This is a genomic window from uncultured Roseibium sp. (assembly GCF_963675095.2).
Taxonomy (GTDB): domain Bacteria; phylum Pseudomonadota; class Alphaproteobacteria; order Rhizobiales; family Stappiaceae; genus Roseibium.
Window position 1 is genome coordinate 68,122 of record NZ_CAXXSJ010000046.1, and the last position, 14,687, is coordinate 82,808.

Here is a 14,687-nt window from a genome sequence, read left to right on the forward strand (position 1 = left end):
CCGTCATAGTCCCGTCAGCCCCCTGCGCCGGAGGAGAACCCAGAGAAAGAACGGTGCACCGGCAAGCGCGGTCAGAATGCCGATCGGCAATTCCGCAGGCGCCACGACGATCCGGCTGACCGTATCCGCGAGAATGAGCATGACCGCACCCAGCAGCGCCGAGGCGGGCAGCAGATAGCGATGATCGGGACCTATGGTCAGGCGCAAGAGATGCGGCACGACGATCCCGACGAACCCGATCCCACCGCTGACCGCAACGGAAGCCCCGGTCGCAGCCGCGACTGCGACGATCGCCAGCGTCTTCAGCCTCTGGACCCGGATGCCCAGGTGCCCTGCCGCGGCTTCTCCGAGGAACAGGGCATTCAATCCCCTGGACAGGGACAGGGCGACGGCGAGTGCTACGGAGACGATCGCGGCACAGGTCGCCACCTTTTCCCAGCTTGCCCCGGCGAGTGACCCCAGGTTCCAGAAGGTCAGATCGCGCAGTTGCTGGTCATCGGCATAAAAGATCAGCAGCCCGACCATGGACATGGCAAGGGCACTGATGGCAATCCCCGCCAGAAGCATCGTCGCAACCGACGACAGTCCGTTGCTGGTGCCGATCCGATAGAGCAGAGACGTGACCAGCAAGGCTCCGAGAAAGGCGGACACCGGCAGGGAGAATACCCCCAGGAGAGCCGCCACCGGCGCGAGCCAGGACTGGCCGAGGATGATGAACCCCGCCGCCCCAAGCCCCGCCCCGGAGGACACGCCGATAATCCCGGGGTCTGCGAGCGGATTGCGGAACAGGCCCTGCATGACCGCGCCCGAGACCGCAAGGGCGGCCCCCACCAGCGCACCCAGACAGACCCGCGGCAGCCGGACCTGCAGGAACACGATCCGGTCCCGCAACTCCTCCCCGGACAGGGAGGACACCGGATCGAAGATCGTCGCCATCACCTTGAGAGCCTGTATCTCCAGCGCTCCGGAGTTCAGGGAAACCAGCATGGCACATCCCAGCAGGACGGCCAGCACAGCGATGGCCGACCGTGCAAGTGGTGCGCGGTCGCCGTTTCGGGCTGCCGCGACGTGGCGCTGCAACGGCTGAAGAACGAGTGCGGTCATGGTGCCATGCCCTCTCTTGTTACACTTCGAAAGTCAGAGACCGAAGTCCGCGAGGTCGTCGGAAAGCTCACGCACCGCGCTGGCCGTCCTCGGACCGAAGCCAAGCAGATAGAGGCCGTTCATCCGGATAAGCCGCTTGTTCTGTCCGGCGGGCGTCTGGGCGATCGCCGCATTGGCGAGGATTTCCGACGCGGCATTTTGATCCCCGTGACGCTCCATCATCAAGATGACGTCCGGATTGGCGGCGGTGATCGCCTCCTCGTTCAACTGCTTGTACCCGGGAACGCCATCAATGGCGTTCTGTGCGCCCGCCATCTGGATGATGGCATCGGCGGCGGTCCCCGTACCTGAAGCTAGCACCCGGCCTCCGGTATAAGACAACACGAACAAGACCCTGGTTGTCCGGTTCAGCTTGTGTGCCTCCGACACCGCATCGGCGAGATCGGCCGCCACCTGAGAGGAGAGAGCTTCCGCTTTGCCATCCACCCCCAGGGCGGTCCCGACCGCCCTGATCTTCTGCTGGATCGCCTCTCCGGAATAGCCTTCCGGCACTGTCACGAAAGGCACGCCCGCGGAGGCCAGAACGGAGACCGCTTCAGGCGGTCCGCTTCCCTCGATGGCAAGAATACCGTCCGGCTTGACCGACAGCACGCCTTCCGGAGACAGAGCCCGCATGTAGCCGACGTCCGGCAGGGAGAGAGCCTCTGCCGGAAAACTTGCGGTCGAGTCACGGGCAACCAGCCGGTCCTGTTCGCCGAGAGCATAAACGATCTCGGTAAGCGAGCCACCGATCGCCACGATTCGGTCCGCATTTTCAGGCAGGCGATCAGCGGAATAGACCGGGCCGGTGGCCATGAAACTCATAGCGAACGACAATCCGGTAGCGAGCCACCTCGCGGCGCGGGGGAAAGAGCGCGGTGCGGTCATGCCAACGCCTCCCCGGATGCGAGCGGTTGAAGGCGCGGCAGTTTTTCGACCAGCTCGCGCCAGTCCTCCCGCTCCTTCTTGCCTTCACCGCGAACACCGAAAAACTGCATGATCTGGACGCCGTCACGGTCGAACACCTCGACCGACGTGACATGGCCTTCGGCCACCGGCTTGCGCACGCCCCAGACCTCGGCGATCTGATCGGTCCTCAGGTGCATATGGAAGCCCTCGTCCATGATGTTGATCCAGGGACCTTTCGCGACAATGTTGGCGACCGGGCCGGAATGAATCTGGATGCACCCCCGGTTGAACACGAAGCACATGATCGGCAGGCCGTCATTGGCGGCATGGTGCAGCAGGGCCGTCACCGCGCTCTGGTCCAGGGTCCAGGCATAGGTATCACCGGCCAGGTGGAATGCGTTCAGACGATGCAGGTCCAGATCCTTCAGAATGCCGACGAACTGGTGCGGGTCGGTCATCGCCTGCCAGCGCTCACGCAATTCCGTCTGGGCGCTCCTGTTCAGGGCCGGCCGTGCCGGCTGGTCGAACGGAACCACCTCGGCCAGCAGGCCAGGTGTCTGGTCTTCGAGAGCGAGCTGGTCGACCAGCCGGTCCCAGGCCTCCATGTCGGTTGCTTCGCGGGCATGGATCTTGTGCACGGCCTCTCCGTGACCGTCGAAGAACTGAAGGCTTTTCTTCACACTGGCGCCTGTGTCTTTTTCCACAGCAAACCCGTGGACCCAGGCGGAGGGAAACATCCGCATGTCGATATCCGCGCCGAGCATCAAGGAGGCGTTGCGGCCCTTGATATAGCGGTCGTACACGCCGACCTTTTCGTGAACGGCACTGTCGTTGCGTGTCAGGGCAAGGACCTCTCCAAGCGCTTCGAGCGCCGGAAACAGGACGGCGAAATCCGTCGAGATCCGTTTTGCGGACTGGCCGCAGAAGGCCGCAACCAGTTCGGCTTCGGATACTCCGCATTGCTGCGCAAGGTCGCGCTCGCGCATTTTAGGGTTATCCGCACGCATCCGGCGGAGCTGTTCGAAATCGGTGACAGTCGTGTCCATTGGTCGTTCCTTCAATTGGATCGGGAAAACGTCACCTCGCAATTCCTCCGACATTTCAGAGGCATGGCTGATTTCTGGCTAGCTCCGGCCTTTTGATGACAATCGAGAGGCCCGGACACTGCGACGGCACGCATTAATACTTGACTCTAATATTCATAAAATAGTACGGCATCAATACCTGAGTTGAAGACTCATGATTTTTTAACAAATGAAACGCAAGCGAGCCGGAGCCAGCCAGCATTTCAATCCACTGGAGATGAGAAATGGGGCTGATAAGCCGAAACCGGGGCTGGCTGATGTGTGGAGTGGCGGCAAATGCCGTCATCATGTGCGGTCAGGCACATGCGCAGGATGCGCAGACAATTCCGAACCAGGGAAGCACCACAACGCTTTCCGAAATCGTCGTTGGAGCGGGCGTCCCGAAGGTCGCCATCGATACGCCGCAGGCGGTGACCGTTATCGATCAGGAAGCCATCGACCAAAAGCAGCCGACGACGATCGGCGATATCTTCTCGCAGATTCCCGGCGTTAGCATCGTCGGCTCCGACCGTATCGGCGGCCAGTCGTTCAACATCCGCGGTATCGGCGACCTGGGCGCGGCTGACGAATCGAAGATCATCGTTTCGGTCGACGGCGCGGTGAAATTCTACGAACAGTACCGCATGGGTTCCTTCTTCAGCGATCCGGAACTCTACCGGCGCGTGGAAGTTCTGCGCGGACCGGCTTCATCGACCCTTTACGGTTCGGGCGCGCTCGGCGGGGTAATCAATTTCACCACCAAGGATGCCGAAGAATATCTGAAGCCGGGCGAAACCGGCGCGGTCCAGTTGAAGACCCAGTACAATTCCAACAAGGCGGGGATTCTCGGGTCCGTTATTGCGGCCTACGCCTTCAACGACCAGACCTCCGTGCTGCTCAACGGCAACGTCCGCAAGCAGGGCGAATATGAGACAGGCGCCGGTGTTCCGGTCTCCGGTTCGGACTTCCTGTCCTTCTCAGGGCTGGGAAAGGTCACCCACCACTTCGGCGACGGCAACGAGCAGACCATCCGCCTGTCCTATCAACGCTGGCAAAGCAATGCGGACGACGCCGACTATTCCCAGACCGGTACGCTTGGTTTCGGCACCATCGACCGTGACATCACCGACCAGACCGCCATTCTCTCCTACGAGAACCCGGCAAGCGACAATCCGTGGCTGAACCTGAAGGCGAACCTGTCCTTCTCCGACACGCACGTGGTGCAGGACGATTCCTCCTTCGGCGCATTCAGCACGTCGCAATTGTTCGAGGACGGCGAGTACACCTACCGGACCTGGGCCGGAAAGCTGGAAAATACGTTCGAGAAATCCGGCGCCAATTTCATGAACTATCTGACGATTGGCACCCAGCTCAGCTATCAGCAACGTCTTGCGGAGAGCACATCCGGCGCGATCGGCTTCCATCCGGAAGGCACGGACACCAAGCTCGGCTTTTTCATCCAGGATGAATTCATCTGGAACGAGCGGCTAACCCTCATTCCGGGCATTCGCGCCGATTTCGTGAATCTGGATCCGGATTCGGCGATTGCCGGCGCCTCCTCGCAGTCCGACGTTGCGCTGTCTCCGAAACTCGCCGCCATGTACAAGTTCAACGACACCATATCGATGTTCGGCTCGGTGGCCCACACCGAACGCATGCCGACACTGGACGAGCTGTTTTCCTCCTCGGGAGCAACCGGTACTTATCCCGGCGGCCGGGCCGCAAGCCTCAACCTGAACAAGGAAACCTCGAACAACTTCGAGGCCGGCTTTGCCCTGTCCTTCATGGATGTCCTGTCAGCCAACGACGGACTGCAGCTGAAAACGACCGGGTTCTACAATTTCCTGAACGACCTGATCACGACCAATCCCAACACGCGTCAGGCAACCGCGGTTCCCTACTATGTGAATGTGGAAAAGGCCGAGATCTACGGGGTCGAAATCGAGGGCGCCTATGAAGCGCAATACGCCTTCGGCAACCTGGCGTTCAGCAGGATCTTCGGACACAACACAGACACCGGCGAGAACCTCGACACCATCCCTGCCACGACGCTGGCTTTGACGCTGGGGGGACGTCTGCCCCAATACGATCTGTCCTTCGGCTGGCGCGGCGAGTTTGCGGAATCGATCGCAACGGGTGCCACCTCGGACGGCCCCTTTGCCGGCTATGCGGTGCATGACCTCTTTGCCGACTGGACGCCGGAAGACGGTCAGATGGCCGGTTGGCAGGTGCGCGCGTCTGTCGAAAACATCTTCGACAAACGCTATCGCAACAACCTTGCCGGCGATGACGGTCCCGGACGGACCTTCAAGCTGACACTGGCGAAGAAACTGAGCTGGTAACAACCTTTAGCCGGGGCCGCCCTTTCGAAGGCCGGCCCCGGCCCGTGATCCTTGTACGGACCGGGCTCAACTCCTATATTTTCCCAAAATTGAAAATACAGGACCCCTCCCATGCAAGACGCGGTGAAAATTACCTGTGCCGCCTGCGGCCAGACCAACCGGGTGCCGGTGGCCAAGCTCACGTCCGGCCCGAAATGCGGCATCTGCGGTGAAGCCCTTGCCTCCGGCAAGGTGGCCGAACTGGATCAACAGGCCCATGACAAGGCGACCAAGACGGACGAACTACCAATCGTCGTCGACTACTGGGCACCCTGGTGCGGTCCCTGCCGGATGATGGCGCCGGAATTCGCCAAGGCGGCCAAGGCGCTCAACCCCCATGTCCGGTTCGCCAAGATCAACACCGAGGACTTTCCGCGCGTGTCGCAAAAGCTCGGCATCCGCGGCATCCCCCTGCTGATCCTGTGGCACAAGGGCCGCGAAGTCGCCCGTCTCGCCGGTGCCCGGCCTGCGCGTGACATTGAGGCCTTCGTCCGCCAGTCGGCCACCGTCAAAGGCTGACAAAAGCCGGCAGGCCTCAAACGTCGTGGGCGGTCAGCCAGTCACGAATGAGGCTCTGGTAGCGCTCTCCGGAAAAGCTCGGAAAATGGCCGCCGTGCACAAGCCGCACCGGCAGATCGAGGAGCCGGGACATGCTGGCGATATAATCGCCCATGTCGGAATGATAGGTGTCCTCGATCAGCGGCCCGTCATAGAGAATGTCGCCGGAAAACAGGATCCCGGTCGCCTTTTCATAGAGTGCAATGCCGCCCGGTGAATGTCCGGGCGTATGAATCACCGTGAAATGCCGGTCACCAAGATCGATGACGTCGCCGTCCTCGACGATGCGCGTGGCCGGTGCCTTCTTCACCGCATATTCGGTCGAGCTGTAGGGCAGCGGCGGCAACCGGGTGAAGATCTCGTCGGTCACGTAAGGATCGGCCAGCGTGTTTGCCCGCGTCGGCTCCGCGAGCAACTCGGCCTCGCACCGGTGCACCGTGCGGTGCTCGAACTCGTGATGACAACCGATGTGATCGAAATGCGTGTGGCTGGCAACCGCTTCCAACGAGCGCTCGGTTACCAGCGGCACCTGCTCTCGCAGGCTGACCACGCCCATTCCGCTGTCGACAAGCATGTCCTTGTCCCGTCCGCGCACGTGCCAGATGTTGCAGCGGTAGAACTCCTGGATGAACGGCTCGCAGATATAGGTGACGTCGTCCCCGACCTTGCGCGTCTCGTACCAGATGTCAGCCGTGGCCCGTTCCATACCCGCCCTCACCTTTCATCCTTCAGGACAACGACATCGTCCCGCCGCACCCCGAGCGTGACCGTCGATCCGACCTGTGCCTGTCCGCTTTGCGGCATTTGCGCGACGGGCCGGAACGCGTCATTGGCAGCATGTTTCAGAACCGCCAGGTGATGCGCCCCGGCAAAGGTCAGGTCTTCCACGGTCGCAGAGCCGAGCGGCAGGATATCATCGCCTGCGCCGTCGACCACGAAATGTTCCGGCCGGATCGAGAGCACGACGGCCTCGCCTGCCTCGAACCGCTTGTCCGGCGCGGAAAGCCTGAGCGGACCGCACGGGGTCTCGACGTCGAACACGCTGCCTTTTTTCTCCAGGACCCTGCCCTTCAGAAACGAACTCTGCCCCATGAAGCCTGCGGTAAAGAGCGTGGCCGGTTGCAGATAGACCCGTTCCGGCGTGCCCATGTCCTCGATCCGGCCGTGGCTCATGACGACGACCGTATCACCGATCGCCATAGCCTCTTCCTGGTCGTGGGTCACGTGGATGAAGGACGTTCCGACTTCCCGCTGAATCGCCTTCAATTCGGCCTGCATCTGGCGGCGCAGCTTCAGGTCCAGCGCGCCGAGCGGTTCGTCGAGCAGCAGCACGGAAGGTTCGACCGCAAGCGCCCGAGCAAGCGCAACGCGCTGACGCTGACCGCCGGACAGTTCATGAGGCTTCTTGTCCTCAGCCCCGCCAAGCCCGACCAGCTCCAGCATCCGGTGGGCGCGGTCGCTGCGCTCCTTGGCACCGATGCCGCGCATGCGCAGGCCGAAGCCCACATTCGCACCGATGGTCATATGCGGAAACAGGGCATAGTCCTGGAACACGGTCGTCGTCGGTCGTTTGGCAGGCGCCACGTCCGTCATGTCCTGACCGTTGATCAGCACCTCCCCGGATTGCGGCACCAGGAAACCGCCGATGACGGACAACAGCGTCGTCTTGCCAGAACCGGAGGGCCCGAGAAACACGGTGTAGGAGCCGGTCGGAACCGTCAGCGACACGCCATCGAGCGCGGTGAAGCTGTCGTAGTGATGCGTGACGTTGCGCACGTCCACGGCAAGATCGGTCAAGAACGCCTCCCTTTCCGGAAAACGACCAGTTCGAGAACAATGACGAGAACGACGGAAATGCCGAAGACGACGCTGCCGACCGCGTTGGTCTTCGGATTGAGGCCGGAGCGCAGCAGGCTCCAGATTTCCACCGGCAGGGTGACGTCGAAGCGCGTCAGCAGGAAAGAGATGATGAATTCGTCCCAGGAGAACGTCATCGACAGGAAGAAGCTGGCAAAGAGCGCCGGCCAGAGCATCGGCGCCGTCACCAGGGTGATCACCTGCCATTCCTTTGCCCCCAGATCCCGGGCGGCGCGCTCGATATTCGCCTGATGATCGCCCATCTGGCTGTAGATGATGGCAAAGCACAGCGGCATATTGATCACCACATGGCCGATACCGGCGGCCGCGAGCGACTTCGGAATGCCGACCGCGTTGAAGGTGATCAGCAGACCCATGCCGATGATCAGATAGCTCACGGTCAGCGGCGCGGTGAGAAGCGCCCGCTGCAAGCCTTTCGCCGGCAGTTTGAACCGTGCCAGCCCGTAGGCCGACAGGAACCCGAGCAGGACGGCCATCAGCGACGAGCCGACGGCAACCACAATGGAATTGACCAGCGCCTCCATCAGGCGGCGATCGTTCCAAACCGCCTCGTACCAGCGCAGGCTCAATCCCTTCAACGGCGGGATCGGGAACCGGCCGTCCTGGAAGGAAAACAGCACCAGCACGACGACCGGCAGGAAGATGAAGCCGTAGATCGCCAGGGCATAGAGAACGGAGGGCAAGTGCCGCCAGGCTTTACGCATCATGCTCAGGCCCTTTCCAGACGGATCCAGCGGGCGAAGCCGAGATAGGCGATGGTGACCACGATCATCAGCAGGATCGCCAGCGCCGAGGCGGTCGGGAAATCGGCCCTCCGGCCGATCTGCAGCATGATCACCTGCGGCATCAGCAGCTCGTTGTTGCCGCCGAGCACCTGGGGCGTGATGTAATCGCCGATGCACAACACGAAGGTCAGGAACGCGCCGACCATGATGCCCGGCAGGGTCAGCGGCAGCACCACGTGCCAGAAGGTCCTGAGCGGTCCCGCGCCGAGATCCGCGGCGGCCTTGCGGTAATTCGGCGAAAGCTGCACCAGGTTGGCGTAGATCGTCAGCGTCAACAGCATGACGAAGAAATGGACGAAGCCGATCACTGTGGCCGTGCGGCTGTTGGCGAGATCGAGCGGTTCGTCAACGACCCCGATGCCGAGCAGCGCCTGGTTGATGATCCCGTTATTGGCAAGCACCAGAAGCCAGGAATAGGAGCGCACCACATAGGAGGTCCAGAACGGCAGGATCGCGAGCACCAGCGCCAGCCGTTGCCACCGGGCCGGCACCTTTTCGGCAATGATCCAGGCGAACGGATAGGCGAGCACGATGGAAGTCACGGTCACGATGGCCGTGACCTCCAGCGAATTCACCATCGCCTGGAAGAAATGCCCGCGCTCGAAGAACTTCAGGTAATTGGCGAAGGTCCAGCTGGCGACGAGGTCTGTTCCGACCCGCTCCCACAGGCTGACCACCACCATGACGATGAACGGGGCCACGAAAAAGGCGGCGGTCCACAGAAGGGCGGGAGCGACGAAGGCCCAGGGGCCAAGGTCGATCCGCTTGCGCTTCGTTGCCGCCGCCATAGTCGCGTCTCCGTTCAGGTCTTTATCCGGTTAAGGATCAGTGTTGCAGGAATTCCGTCCAGACGTCCTGCATTTCCGCGTCCAGCTTGGCGTCAGGCGCCGGATAAAGCTGGGAGTTCGCGATATAGCTTTCCTGATCGGACCAGCGCAGGGCGGTCTTCTGCTGGTCGGTCAGCTGGGTTTCGGCCTTGGAATTGGCCGGCATCGCCCAGTAGCAGGACGAGGTCGCCAGCTTAGCCTGGCCTTCCGGTGACAGGATGTACTTGACGAACTCGGTCGCCAGTTCCTGGCGCTTACTGTCCTTGAAGACGCCGATCGACTGGGACCAGCGCATGCCGCCCTGTTTCGGCAGGATCCAGTCCAGGTCCGGATTGTCGGCGCTGAGGCCCGCGGTCACCCACTCACCGCCACCGACCAGGATATCGACTTCGCCGGTCGCGAGCGCCGTCTGACTGGCGACGACCTCGCCGACGAGCTTGGCGTTGTCCTTGATCTTGAACAGCGTGTCCTTGATTTCCGGAAGATCGGCGCCGGAAAGATCCGACGTCTTCTTGCCGAGGCCGACGGCGACCATGCCCATGACCGGCAGGTAGTAGTCGTAGACAGCGATTTTGCCCTTGTACTTGTCCGACCACAGGACGGTCATGTCCTCCATGTCGGCTGGATCGACCTTCGCTTTGTTGAAGGAGATCGTGTTGTAGCCGAATTTCTCCGAGACGGCGTAGGTCTTGCCGTCGCGCACATGGTTGGCTTCCATGCGCAGGGCCGGGAAGATGTCGTCCATGGGCAGGGCGTCCGCCGGCAGCGGCGCCAGCAGGTCGGCATCAATTGCGCGCGGCACGTCAACCCCGTCGATCACGAACACGTCCCAGTCGCCCGGCTGGGACTGTTCGACGATGGTGAGCGCCGCCCCGGTGCCTTCGTATTCCTTCAGGTTGACCTTGACGTCGAACTTCTTCTCGAACGGCTCGATCAGCGCCGGGTCGGTGTGATCGCACCACACCAGCGCGTTGAGTTCTTCCGTCGCCTGCGCCGACAGCGGCGCCAGCACCACGGAGGACAGAAGCGCGCCGAGAACGGCGTTCTTCAGTTTCGTTTTTCTGACCTGTTTTGTCATGACTGCTCCATTTCTGGCTGAAAGGTGATCTTTGTTTTTTGTTGGCCCCGGGGTCAGACCCCTAGTCGTCCGCCGAGTAGCGAACGCCGGGCAGAATGCAGAGCATTTCGTAGAGAAGGTTGGCGCCGACCAGCGCGGTGTTGCCGGACGGATCATAGGGCGGCGACACTTCCACCAGATCGCCGCCGACCACGTTGAGCCCCCTGGCAGCCTCGGATGATTTCCAGCGCCTGCCAGATGGTGAGACCGCCGATCTCCACCGTTCCGGTTCCGGGCGCAAACGCCGGGTCGAGACTGTCGATGTCGTAGGAGAGATAGACCGGATGATCGCCGATCTTCTCCCGGATCTCCGTCATCAGCGGTACCAGCGACTTGTACCAGCAGTCTTCCGCCGGAATGACCGTGAAGCCCTGCTTGCGCGACCAGTTGAAGTCCTCCGGCGAATAGCCGGTGCCGCGCAGACCGATCTGGAACACCTTGTCGGCCTGAAGGCAGCCGTCCTCGAGCGCGCGGCGGAACGGCGTACCGTGGGCGATCTTCTCGCCGAACATGTCGTCGTTGATATCCGCGTGGGCATCGACGTGAATGAGCGCCACCGGCCCGTGCTTCTTCGCCATGGCGCGCAGGATCGGATAGGTCATCGTGTGATCGCCGCCGAGCGCCAGCGGCTTGCAGTCGTGCACCAGAATATCGTCGAAGGCCTGCTCGATGATCTTGACCGACTTCTTCAGGTCGAAGGTGTTCAGCGCCACGTCGCCGACATCGGCCACCTGCAGGCTGTCGAAGGGCGCGGCCCCGGTGCCCATGTTGTAGGGCCGCAGCATGCAGGACTCCATGCGGATATGCCGCGGTCCCTGCCGGGTCCCGGAGCGGTTGGAGGTGCCGATATCCAGCGGCACGCCGATGAAGCAGGCATCCAGGCCTTCCGCCGTTTCCCGCGCCGGCAGCCGCATCATGGTGGACGGGCCCGCGAAACGCGGCATGTCGTTGCCGCCGAGCGGCTGATTGAATGTCATTCGATCCTCAATCTGACTGCAAATTAATCACGCCAATCGAATATGCAGACTAGCCGGTGGCAAACATGGAAAAAATGAGCAATTATCAAACTCCAGTTTTGCTATTTTCAAAGTGAATAGAATGCGATTCTCAGGCAGCGACTTACGTCTTCTACAGGTGTTCGAGGCAGTTGCCCGCCACGGCGCCTTTTCGGCTGCCGAGGCCGAACTCAACATCAGCGCCTCGACCATCTCCAATCACATGACCGCCCTGGAGGAACGGCTCGGCGTCAAGCTGTGCCAGCGCGGCCGTACCGGCTTCCGCCTGACGGAAAAGGGACAGATCGTGCTCGATTCCGCCCGGCGCCTGTTCAAGGCGATCGGCGATTTCGATGCGGAAATCGGCGCACTGCGCGGCACCCTGACAGGCGAGCTGCGCATCGGCCTGGTCGACAGCATGGTGACGGACCCCAGCTCCCGGATCTCCGAGGCGATTGCCGCCTTCGGCAAACGGGAAGGTTCGGTCTCCCCTGACCCTGTTGCAGGACCGGCCGCAGGAGTTGCAGCAGAAGGTCTATGACGGCGACTACCATTGCTGGCATCGGCAGCTTCCCGCACCTGATCTCGGGCCTGGAAGCGACCCCCGCTTTATGACGAGCAGCATTATCTCTATGCCGCGAGCAGCCATCCGCTGTTCGAAAGCGACGCCCCGATCACGACCGAGCAGCTGCGGCGGCACCCCTTCATTCGCCGTGGCTACTGGCGCGCCGCCGATGAGAAGCGGCTGCTGCTGGGTCCGGTCGAGGCGACGGTCCATCAGATCGAACCGCAGTTGATGCTGGTCCCTCATCCGGGCACTATCTCGGCTTCCTGCCCCGAACACCTTGCGCAGCGTTGGGTCGAGGAGGGAAAACTCGTCGCCATCCTGCCGGAGGACATCTCCTACACCTGCACCTTCAGCCTGATCCTGCGCAAGTGGCTACCGGCGGACGGAAACCCTGCGCACCTTCATCCGGGATTTCACCGGCGCCCACGATCTGGCGGCCTAAAACTCCGGCCGGAATGCGTTGCCGTTTCGGCATCAGGTATTGCGAATAACTCTTCTTTATTAGAGCACCCGACCTGCCGATAGTATGGGGAACGACACTCCCGGCACGGACTGAATGGCCTACATCATTTCCGAACCCTGCATCGATGTGAAAGACGGCGCCTGCACCCTCGCCTGCCCGGTCGACTGCATCTACGAGGGCGGCCGGATGTTCTACATCCACCCGGACGAATGCATCAATTGCGGCCTGTGCCTGTCGATCTGTCCGGTGGACGCCATCCTCTACGACGCGGAAATGCCGGCCTCGATGAAGCCTTTCGAGGCGGCGAACCGGGAGTTTTTCAGCCCCGAGGTCACCGGCTGGGGCGACCCCGGCGGCTGGGACGAGGCCCATACCACGCAGATGGACCACCCGCTGGTGGCAGCCTATCCGCTGCGCGAGAAACAACAGGCATAACAAGACCAGGGAGAAACAGGATGCACGACCACGGACCGGGCGGCGTCATCGCCGCCATCGTGACGCCGGTAGCAGAAGACGGCACACCGGATGCGGTACGGTTCCTGCGCCATGCCCGCTGGCTGCTCGCCAACGGCGCCGACGGGCTCAACGTACTCGGCACCACCGGCGAAGCCACGTCCTTTTCCGCCGGTCAACGGCGCACCCTGATGACGGCGATCGCATCGGAACTCGATCCGTCCCGGCTGATGGTCGGCACCGGATGTCCGGATCTGGCCACCACCACGGCGCTGACCCGCCACGCCCATGATCTCGGCTTCGGCGCCGCCCTCGTGCTGCCGCCCTATTACTATAAGGGCGTCGGCGACAACGGGCTCTACAGCTATTTCGCAAGCCTGGTCGAGGCGACGGCGGACCGGCCGATCCCGATTCTGCTCTACAATTTCCCGCAGATGACCGGCATTCGTTTCTCGCCCGCCCTGGCGGAACGCCTGTCGACGCAATTCCCCGGCCGGATCGTCGGCGCCAAGGAGCAGTTCCGGCGATCTCGACTATGCCGTGGAACTGGCAAAGATCGACGGTTTCGCCGTCTACCCGAGCGACGAGACCGCTTTGGCGCTGGCACCGGAAAAAGGCTTTGCCGGCTGCATCTCGGCGACCGTCAATCTGTCGGCGCCGCTGGCCGCCAGGCTGTGGCGCGATCCCTCGGACTCCGTTTTGCGCGAAGCCGTCAGATCAAGCCGGGCCGCGATTTCGGCGGCCCCGCTGATCCCGGCGGTCAAGCAACTCGTCGCCAGGCTTCACGGCGACACCGCCTTCGCCCGCGTCTTGCCGCCGCTAGCACCGTTGTCGCAAGCGGAGATCGATCAGCTGACCGCGCTTCCCTCAGCTTCGTGAGGCCAAAAAGGGCAGAAGCACTTAATTCAACATACCACCGCCCCAGAGAAACGCGACAAACCCCCAAATTACATATGCGGCAATATATTTTATATTAGCAACAATAAGCAAAAACCGAAATCAAACCAACAAATAGTACGATTTTGCGTCTCCGAAGTTTTTTCTTCATTCCATATCCGAATATAGCAAAACTACCCCATCTATAATTTGCTTTGGAATTTCAGTGCTCACCCAAATTTAGGAAATCGACCCAAGTCAAACGACAAACCTGGGACCACCTTTAATTGCAATACTAAACCCATTCAATCAAAACCTAGGTCGCCGCCTGTGGGTCCCAGTCCCGGTAATAGCTGCGGATGAGGTCCGCCAGCTGACGGGCAATGCCGCGCTCGGCTTCGAGCCGGGGCAGTTGCGCCCGCGCTTGGGCGGCAAGTTCGCTCCGTGCCGCATCGAAATCGAAAGTCTGGATGGCACCGTTCCGAACCACGTGCCGGCCGGCGATGACGAGATCGATCACGTGAGCGGCGATCATGCGGGCGAGCAACACCCGCGCCTCGTCGAGATCGTCAAACAGCGCATCCCGCGTCAGCGCGCCATAGTCGACCGTAACGATGTCTCCTGTGGTCGCATGGTTGACCACGGGCGGCCCCTCTTGCCGTCACCGCCT

The 14,687-nt window shown here is 61.8% G+C and carries 17 protein-coding genes; 6 read left to right on the forward strand and 11 right to left on the reverse strand.

What is annotated here, in order from left to right:
- Positions 1-3 precede the first annotated feature (3 nt).
- From ABIN98_RS17040 to ABIN98_RS17050, 3 genes are read right to left on the reverse strand one after another with little or no spacing between them, the layout of a single operon-like run.
- Entirely contained in the window at positions 4-1,104 is a 1,101-nt protein-coding gene (locus ABIN98_RS17040; RefSeq protein WP_346911780.1) for an iron ABC transporter permease, read from the reverse strand.
- Between the two features lie 33 nt (positions 1,105-1,137).
- Positions 1,138-2,031, reverse strand: a complete 894-nt coding sequence (locus tag ABIN98_RS17045; RefSeq protein WP_346911781.1) for an ABC transporter substrate-binding protein — start codon at positions 2,029-2,031, stop codon at positions 1,138-1,140.
- Positions 2,028-3,098, reverse strand: coding sequence for a ChuX/HutX family heme-like substrate-binding protein (locus tag ABIN98_RS17050; protein WP_346911782.1), 1,071 nt, complete (start codon positions 3,096-3,098; stop codon positions 2,028-2,030). The genes ABIN98_RS17045 and ABIN98_RS17050 overlap by 4 nt, the downstream gene beginning before the upstream one ends.
- A 263-nt stretch (positions 3,099-3,361) precedes the next feature.
- Between ABIN98_RS17050 and ABIN98_RS17055 the strand changes: the two genes are divergently transcribed.
- Positions 3,362-5,458 carry a TonB-dependent receptor domain-containing protein gene (locus tag ABIN98_RS17055; RefSeq protein ID WP_346911783.1) on the forward strand — a complete coding sequence of 699 codons (2,097 nt, stop codon included), beginning with the start codon at positions 3,362-3,364 and terminating at the stop codon, positions 5,456-5,458.
- Between the two features lie 111 nt (positions 5,459-5,569).
- Complete coding sequence (gene trxC / locus ABIN98_RS17060) at positions 5,570-6,016, forward strand: thioredoxin TrxC (RefSeq protein ID WP_346911784.1); 447 nt, start codon at positions 5,570-5,572, stop codon at positions 6,014-6,016.
- A 16-nt stretch (positions 6,017-6,032) separates the two neighbouring features.
- On the opposite strand, the gene ABIN98_RS17065 is transcribed toward trxC, so the two are convergent.
- From ABIN98_RS17065 to speB, 7 genes are all read right to left on the reverse strand, one after another.
- Positions 6,033-6,761 carry an MBL fold metallo-hydrolase gene (locus ABIN98_RS17065; protein WP_346911785.1) on the reverse strand — a complete coding sequence of 243 codons (729 nt, stop codon included), beginning with the start codon at positions 6,759-6,761 and terminating at the stop codon, positions 6,033-6,035.
- An 8-nt stretch (positions 6,762-6,769) separates the two neighbouring features.
- Positions 6,770-7,852 (reverse strand): ABC transporter ATP-binding protein, encoded by a 1,083-nt coding sequence (locus ABIN98_RS17070; RefSeq protein WP_346911786.1) that lies wholly within the window; start codon positions 7,850-7,852, stop codon positions 6,770-6,772.
- Positions 7,849-8,637 carry an ABC transporter permease gene (locus ABIN98_RS17075; RefSeq protein ID WP_346911795.1) on the reverse strand — a complete coding sequence of 263 codons (789 nt, stop codon included), beginning with the start codon at positions 8,635-8,637 and terminating at the stop codon, positions 7,849-7,851. The genes ABIN98_RS17070 and ABIN98_RS17075 overlap by 4 nt, the downstream gene beginning before the upstream one ends.
- A 5-nt stretch (positions 8,638-8,642) precedes the next feature.
- Positions 8,643-9,506, reverse strand: a complete 864-nt coding sequence (locus tag ABIN98_RS17080; RefSeq protein ID WP_346911787.1) for an ABC transporter permease — start codon at positions 9,504-9,506, stop codon at positions 8,643-8,645.
- A gap of 37 nt (positions 9,507-9,543) precedes the next feature.
- Positions 9,544-10,623 (reverse strand): spermidine/putrescine ABC transporter substrate-binding protein, encoded by a 1,080-nt coding sequence (locus tag ABIN98_RS17085; RefSeq protein ID WP_346911788.1) that lies wholly within the window; start codon positions 10,621-10,623, stop codon positions 9,544-9,546.
- 61 nt (positions 10,624-10,684) lie between these two features.
- Positions 10,685-10,816, reverse strand: coding sequence for an arginase family protein (locus tag ABIN98_RS17090; RefSeq protein ID WP_346911789.1), 132 nt, complete (start codon positions 10,814-10,816; stop codon positions 10,685-10,687).
- Positions 10,776-11,639 carry an agmatinase gene (gene speB, locus ABIN98_RS17095; protein WP_346911790.1) on the reverse strand — a complete coding sequence of 288 codons (864 nt, stop codon included), beginning with the start codon at positions 11,637-11,639 and terminating at the stop codon, positions 10,776-10,778. Before speB ends, ABIN98_RS17090 begins: the two co-directional genes overlap by 41 nt.
- 121 nt (positions 11,640-11,760) lie before the next feature.
- Here speB and ABIN98_RS17100 point away from each other — a divergent pair, with 121 nt between their 5' ends.
- The 4 genes from ABIN98_RS17100 (at position 11,761) to ABIN98_RS17115 (ending at position 14,118) form a co-directional block, all read left to right on the forward strand.
- Positions 11,761-12,198, forward strand: a complete 438-nt coding sequence (locus ABIN98_RS17100) for a LysR family transcriptional regulator (RefSeq protein WP_346911791.1) — start codon at positions 11,761-11,763, stop codon at positions 12,196-12,198.
- A 111-nt stretch (positions 12,199-12,309) separates the two neighbouring features.
- Positions 12,310-12,750 carry a hypothetical protein gene (locus ABIN98_RS17105; RefSeq protein WP_346911796.1) on the forward strand — a complete coding sequence of 147 codons (441 nt, stop codon included), beginning with the start codon at positions 12,310-12,312 and terminating at the stop codon, positions 12,748-12,750.
- Between the two features lie 31 nt (positions 12,751-12,781).
- Positions 12,782-13,123: a ferredoxin gene (fdxA, locus tag ABIN98_RS17110; protein ID WP_346911792.1), complete on the forward strand. Its 342-nt coding sequence runs from the start codon at positions 12,782-12,784 to the stop codon at positions 13,121-13,123.
- Positions 13,124-13,143: 20 nt separating this feature from the next.
- Positions 13,144-14,118: a dihydrodipicolinate synthase family protein gene (locus ABIN98_RS17115; RefSeq protein ID WP_346911793.1), complete on the forward strand. Its 975-nt coding sequence runs from the start codon at positions 13,144-13,146 to the stop codon at positions 14,116-14,118.
- A gap of 215 nt (positions 14,119-14,333) precedes the next feature.
- Here ABIN98_RS17115 and ABIN98_RS17120 read toward each other — a convergent pair whose 3' ends face one another.
- The gene (locus ABIN98_RS17120; protein WP_346911794.1) at positions 14,334-14,660 is read right to left on the reverse strand and encodes a hypothetical protein; all 327 of its coding nucleotides are present in this window, start codon (positions 14,658-14,660) and stop codon (positions 14,334-14,336) included.
- Positions 14,661-14,687: the final 27 nt, after the last annotated feature.

Excerpts from the sequence above, each read along its gene's own strand:
- ABIN98_RS17040 (WP_346911780.1), bottom strand. The coding sequence starts at position 1,104 with ATGACCGCACTCGTTCTTCAGCCGTTGCAGCGCCACGTCGCGGCAGCC.
- ABIN98_RS17045 (WP_346911781.1), bottom strand. The coding sequence starts at position 2,031 with ATGACCGCACCGCGCTCTTTCCCCCGCGCCGCGAGGTGGCTCGCTACC.
- ABIN98_RS17050 (WP_346911782.1), bottom strand. The coding sequence starts at position 3,098 with ATGGACACGACTGTCACCGATTTCGAACAGCTCCGCCGGATGCGTGCG.
- ABIN98_RS17055 (WP_346911783.1), top strand. The coding sequence starts at position 3,362 with ATGGGGCTGATAAGCCGAAACCGGGGCTGGCTGATGTGTGGAGTGGCG.
- trxC (WP_346911784.1), top strand. The coding sequence starts at position 5,570 with ATGCAAGACGCGGTGAAAATTACCTGTGCCGCCTGCGGCCAGACCAAC.
- ABIN98_RS17065 (WP_346911785.1), bottom strand. The coding sequence starts at position 6,761 with ATGGAACGGGCCACGGCTGACATCTGGTACGAGACGCGCAAGGTCGGG.
- ABIN98_RS17075 (WP_346911795.1), bottom strand. The coding sequence starts at position 8,637 with ATGCGTAAAGCCTGGCGGCACTTGCCCTCCGTTCTCTATGCCCTGGCG.
- ABIN98_RS17080 (WP_346911787.1), bottom strand. The coding sequence starts at position 9,506 with ATGGCGGCGGCAACGAAGCGCAAGCGGATCGACCTTGGCCCCTGGGCC.
- ABIN98_RS17085 (WP_346911788.1), bottom strand. The coding sequence starts at position 10,623 with ATGACAAAACAGGTCAGAAAAACGAAACTGAAGAACGCCGTTCTCGGC.
- speB (WP_346911790.1), bottom strand. The coding sequence starts at position 11,639 with ATGACATTCAATCAGCCGCTCGGCGGCAACGACATGCCGCGTTTCGCG.
- ABIN98_RS17100 (WP_346911791.1), top strand. The coding sequence starts at position 11,761 with ATGCGATTCTCAGGCAGCGACTTACGTCTTCTACAGGTGTTCGAGGCA.
- fdxA (WP_346911792.1), top strand. The coding sequence starts at position 12,782 with ATGGCCTACATCATTTCCGAACCCTGCATCGATGTGAAAGACGGCGCC.
- ABIN98_RS17115 (WP_346911793.1), top strand. The coding sequence starts at position 13,144 with ATGCACGACCACGGACCGGGCGGCGTCATCGCCGCCATCGTGACGCCG.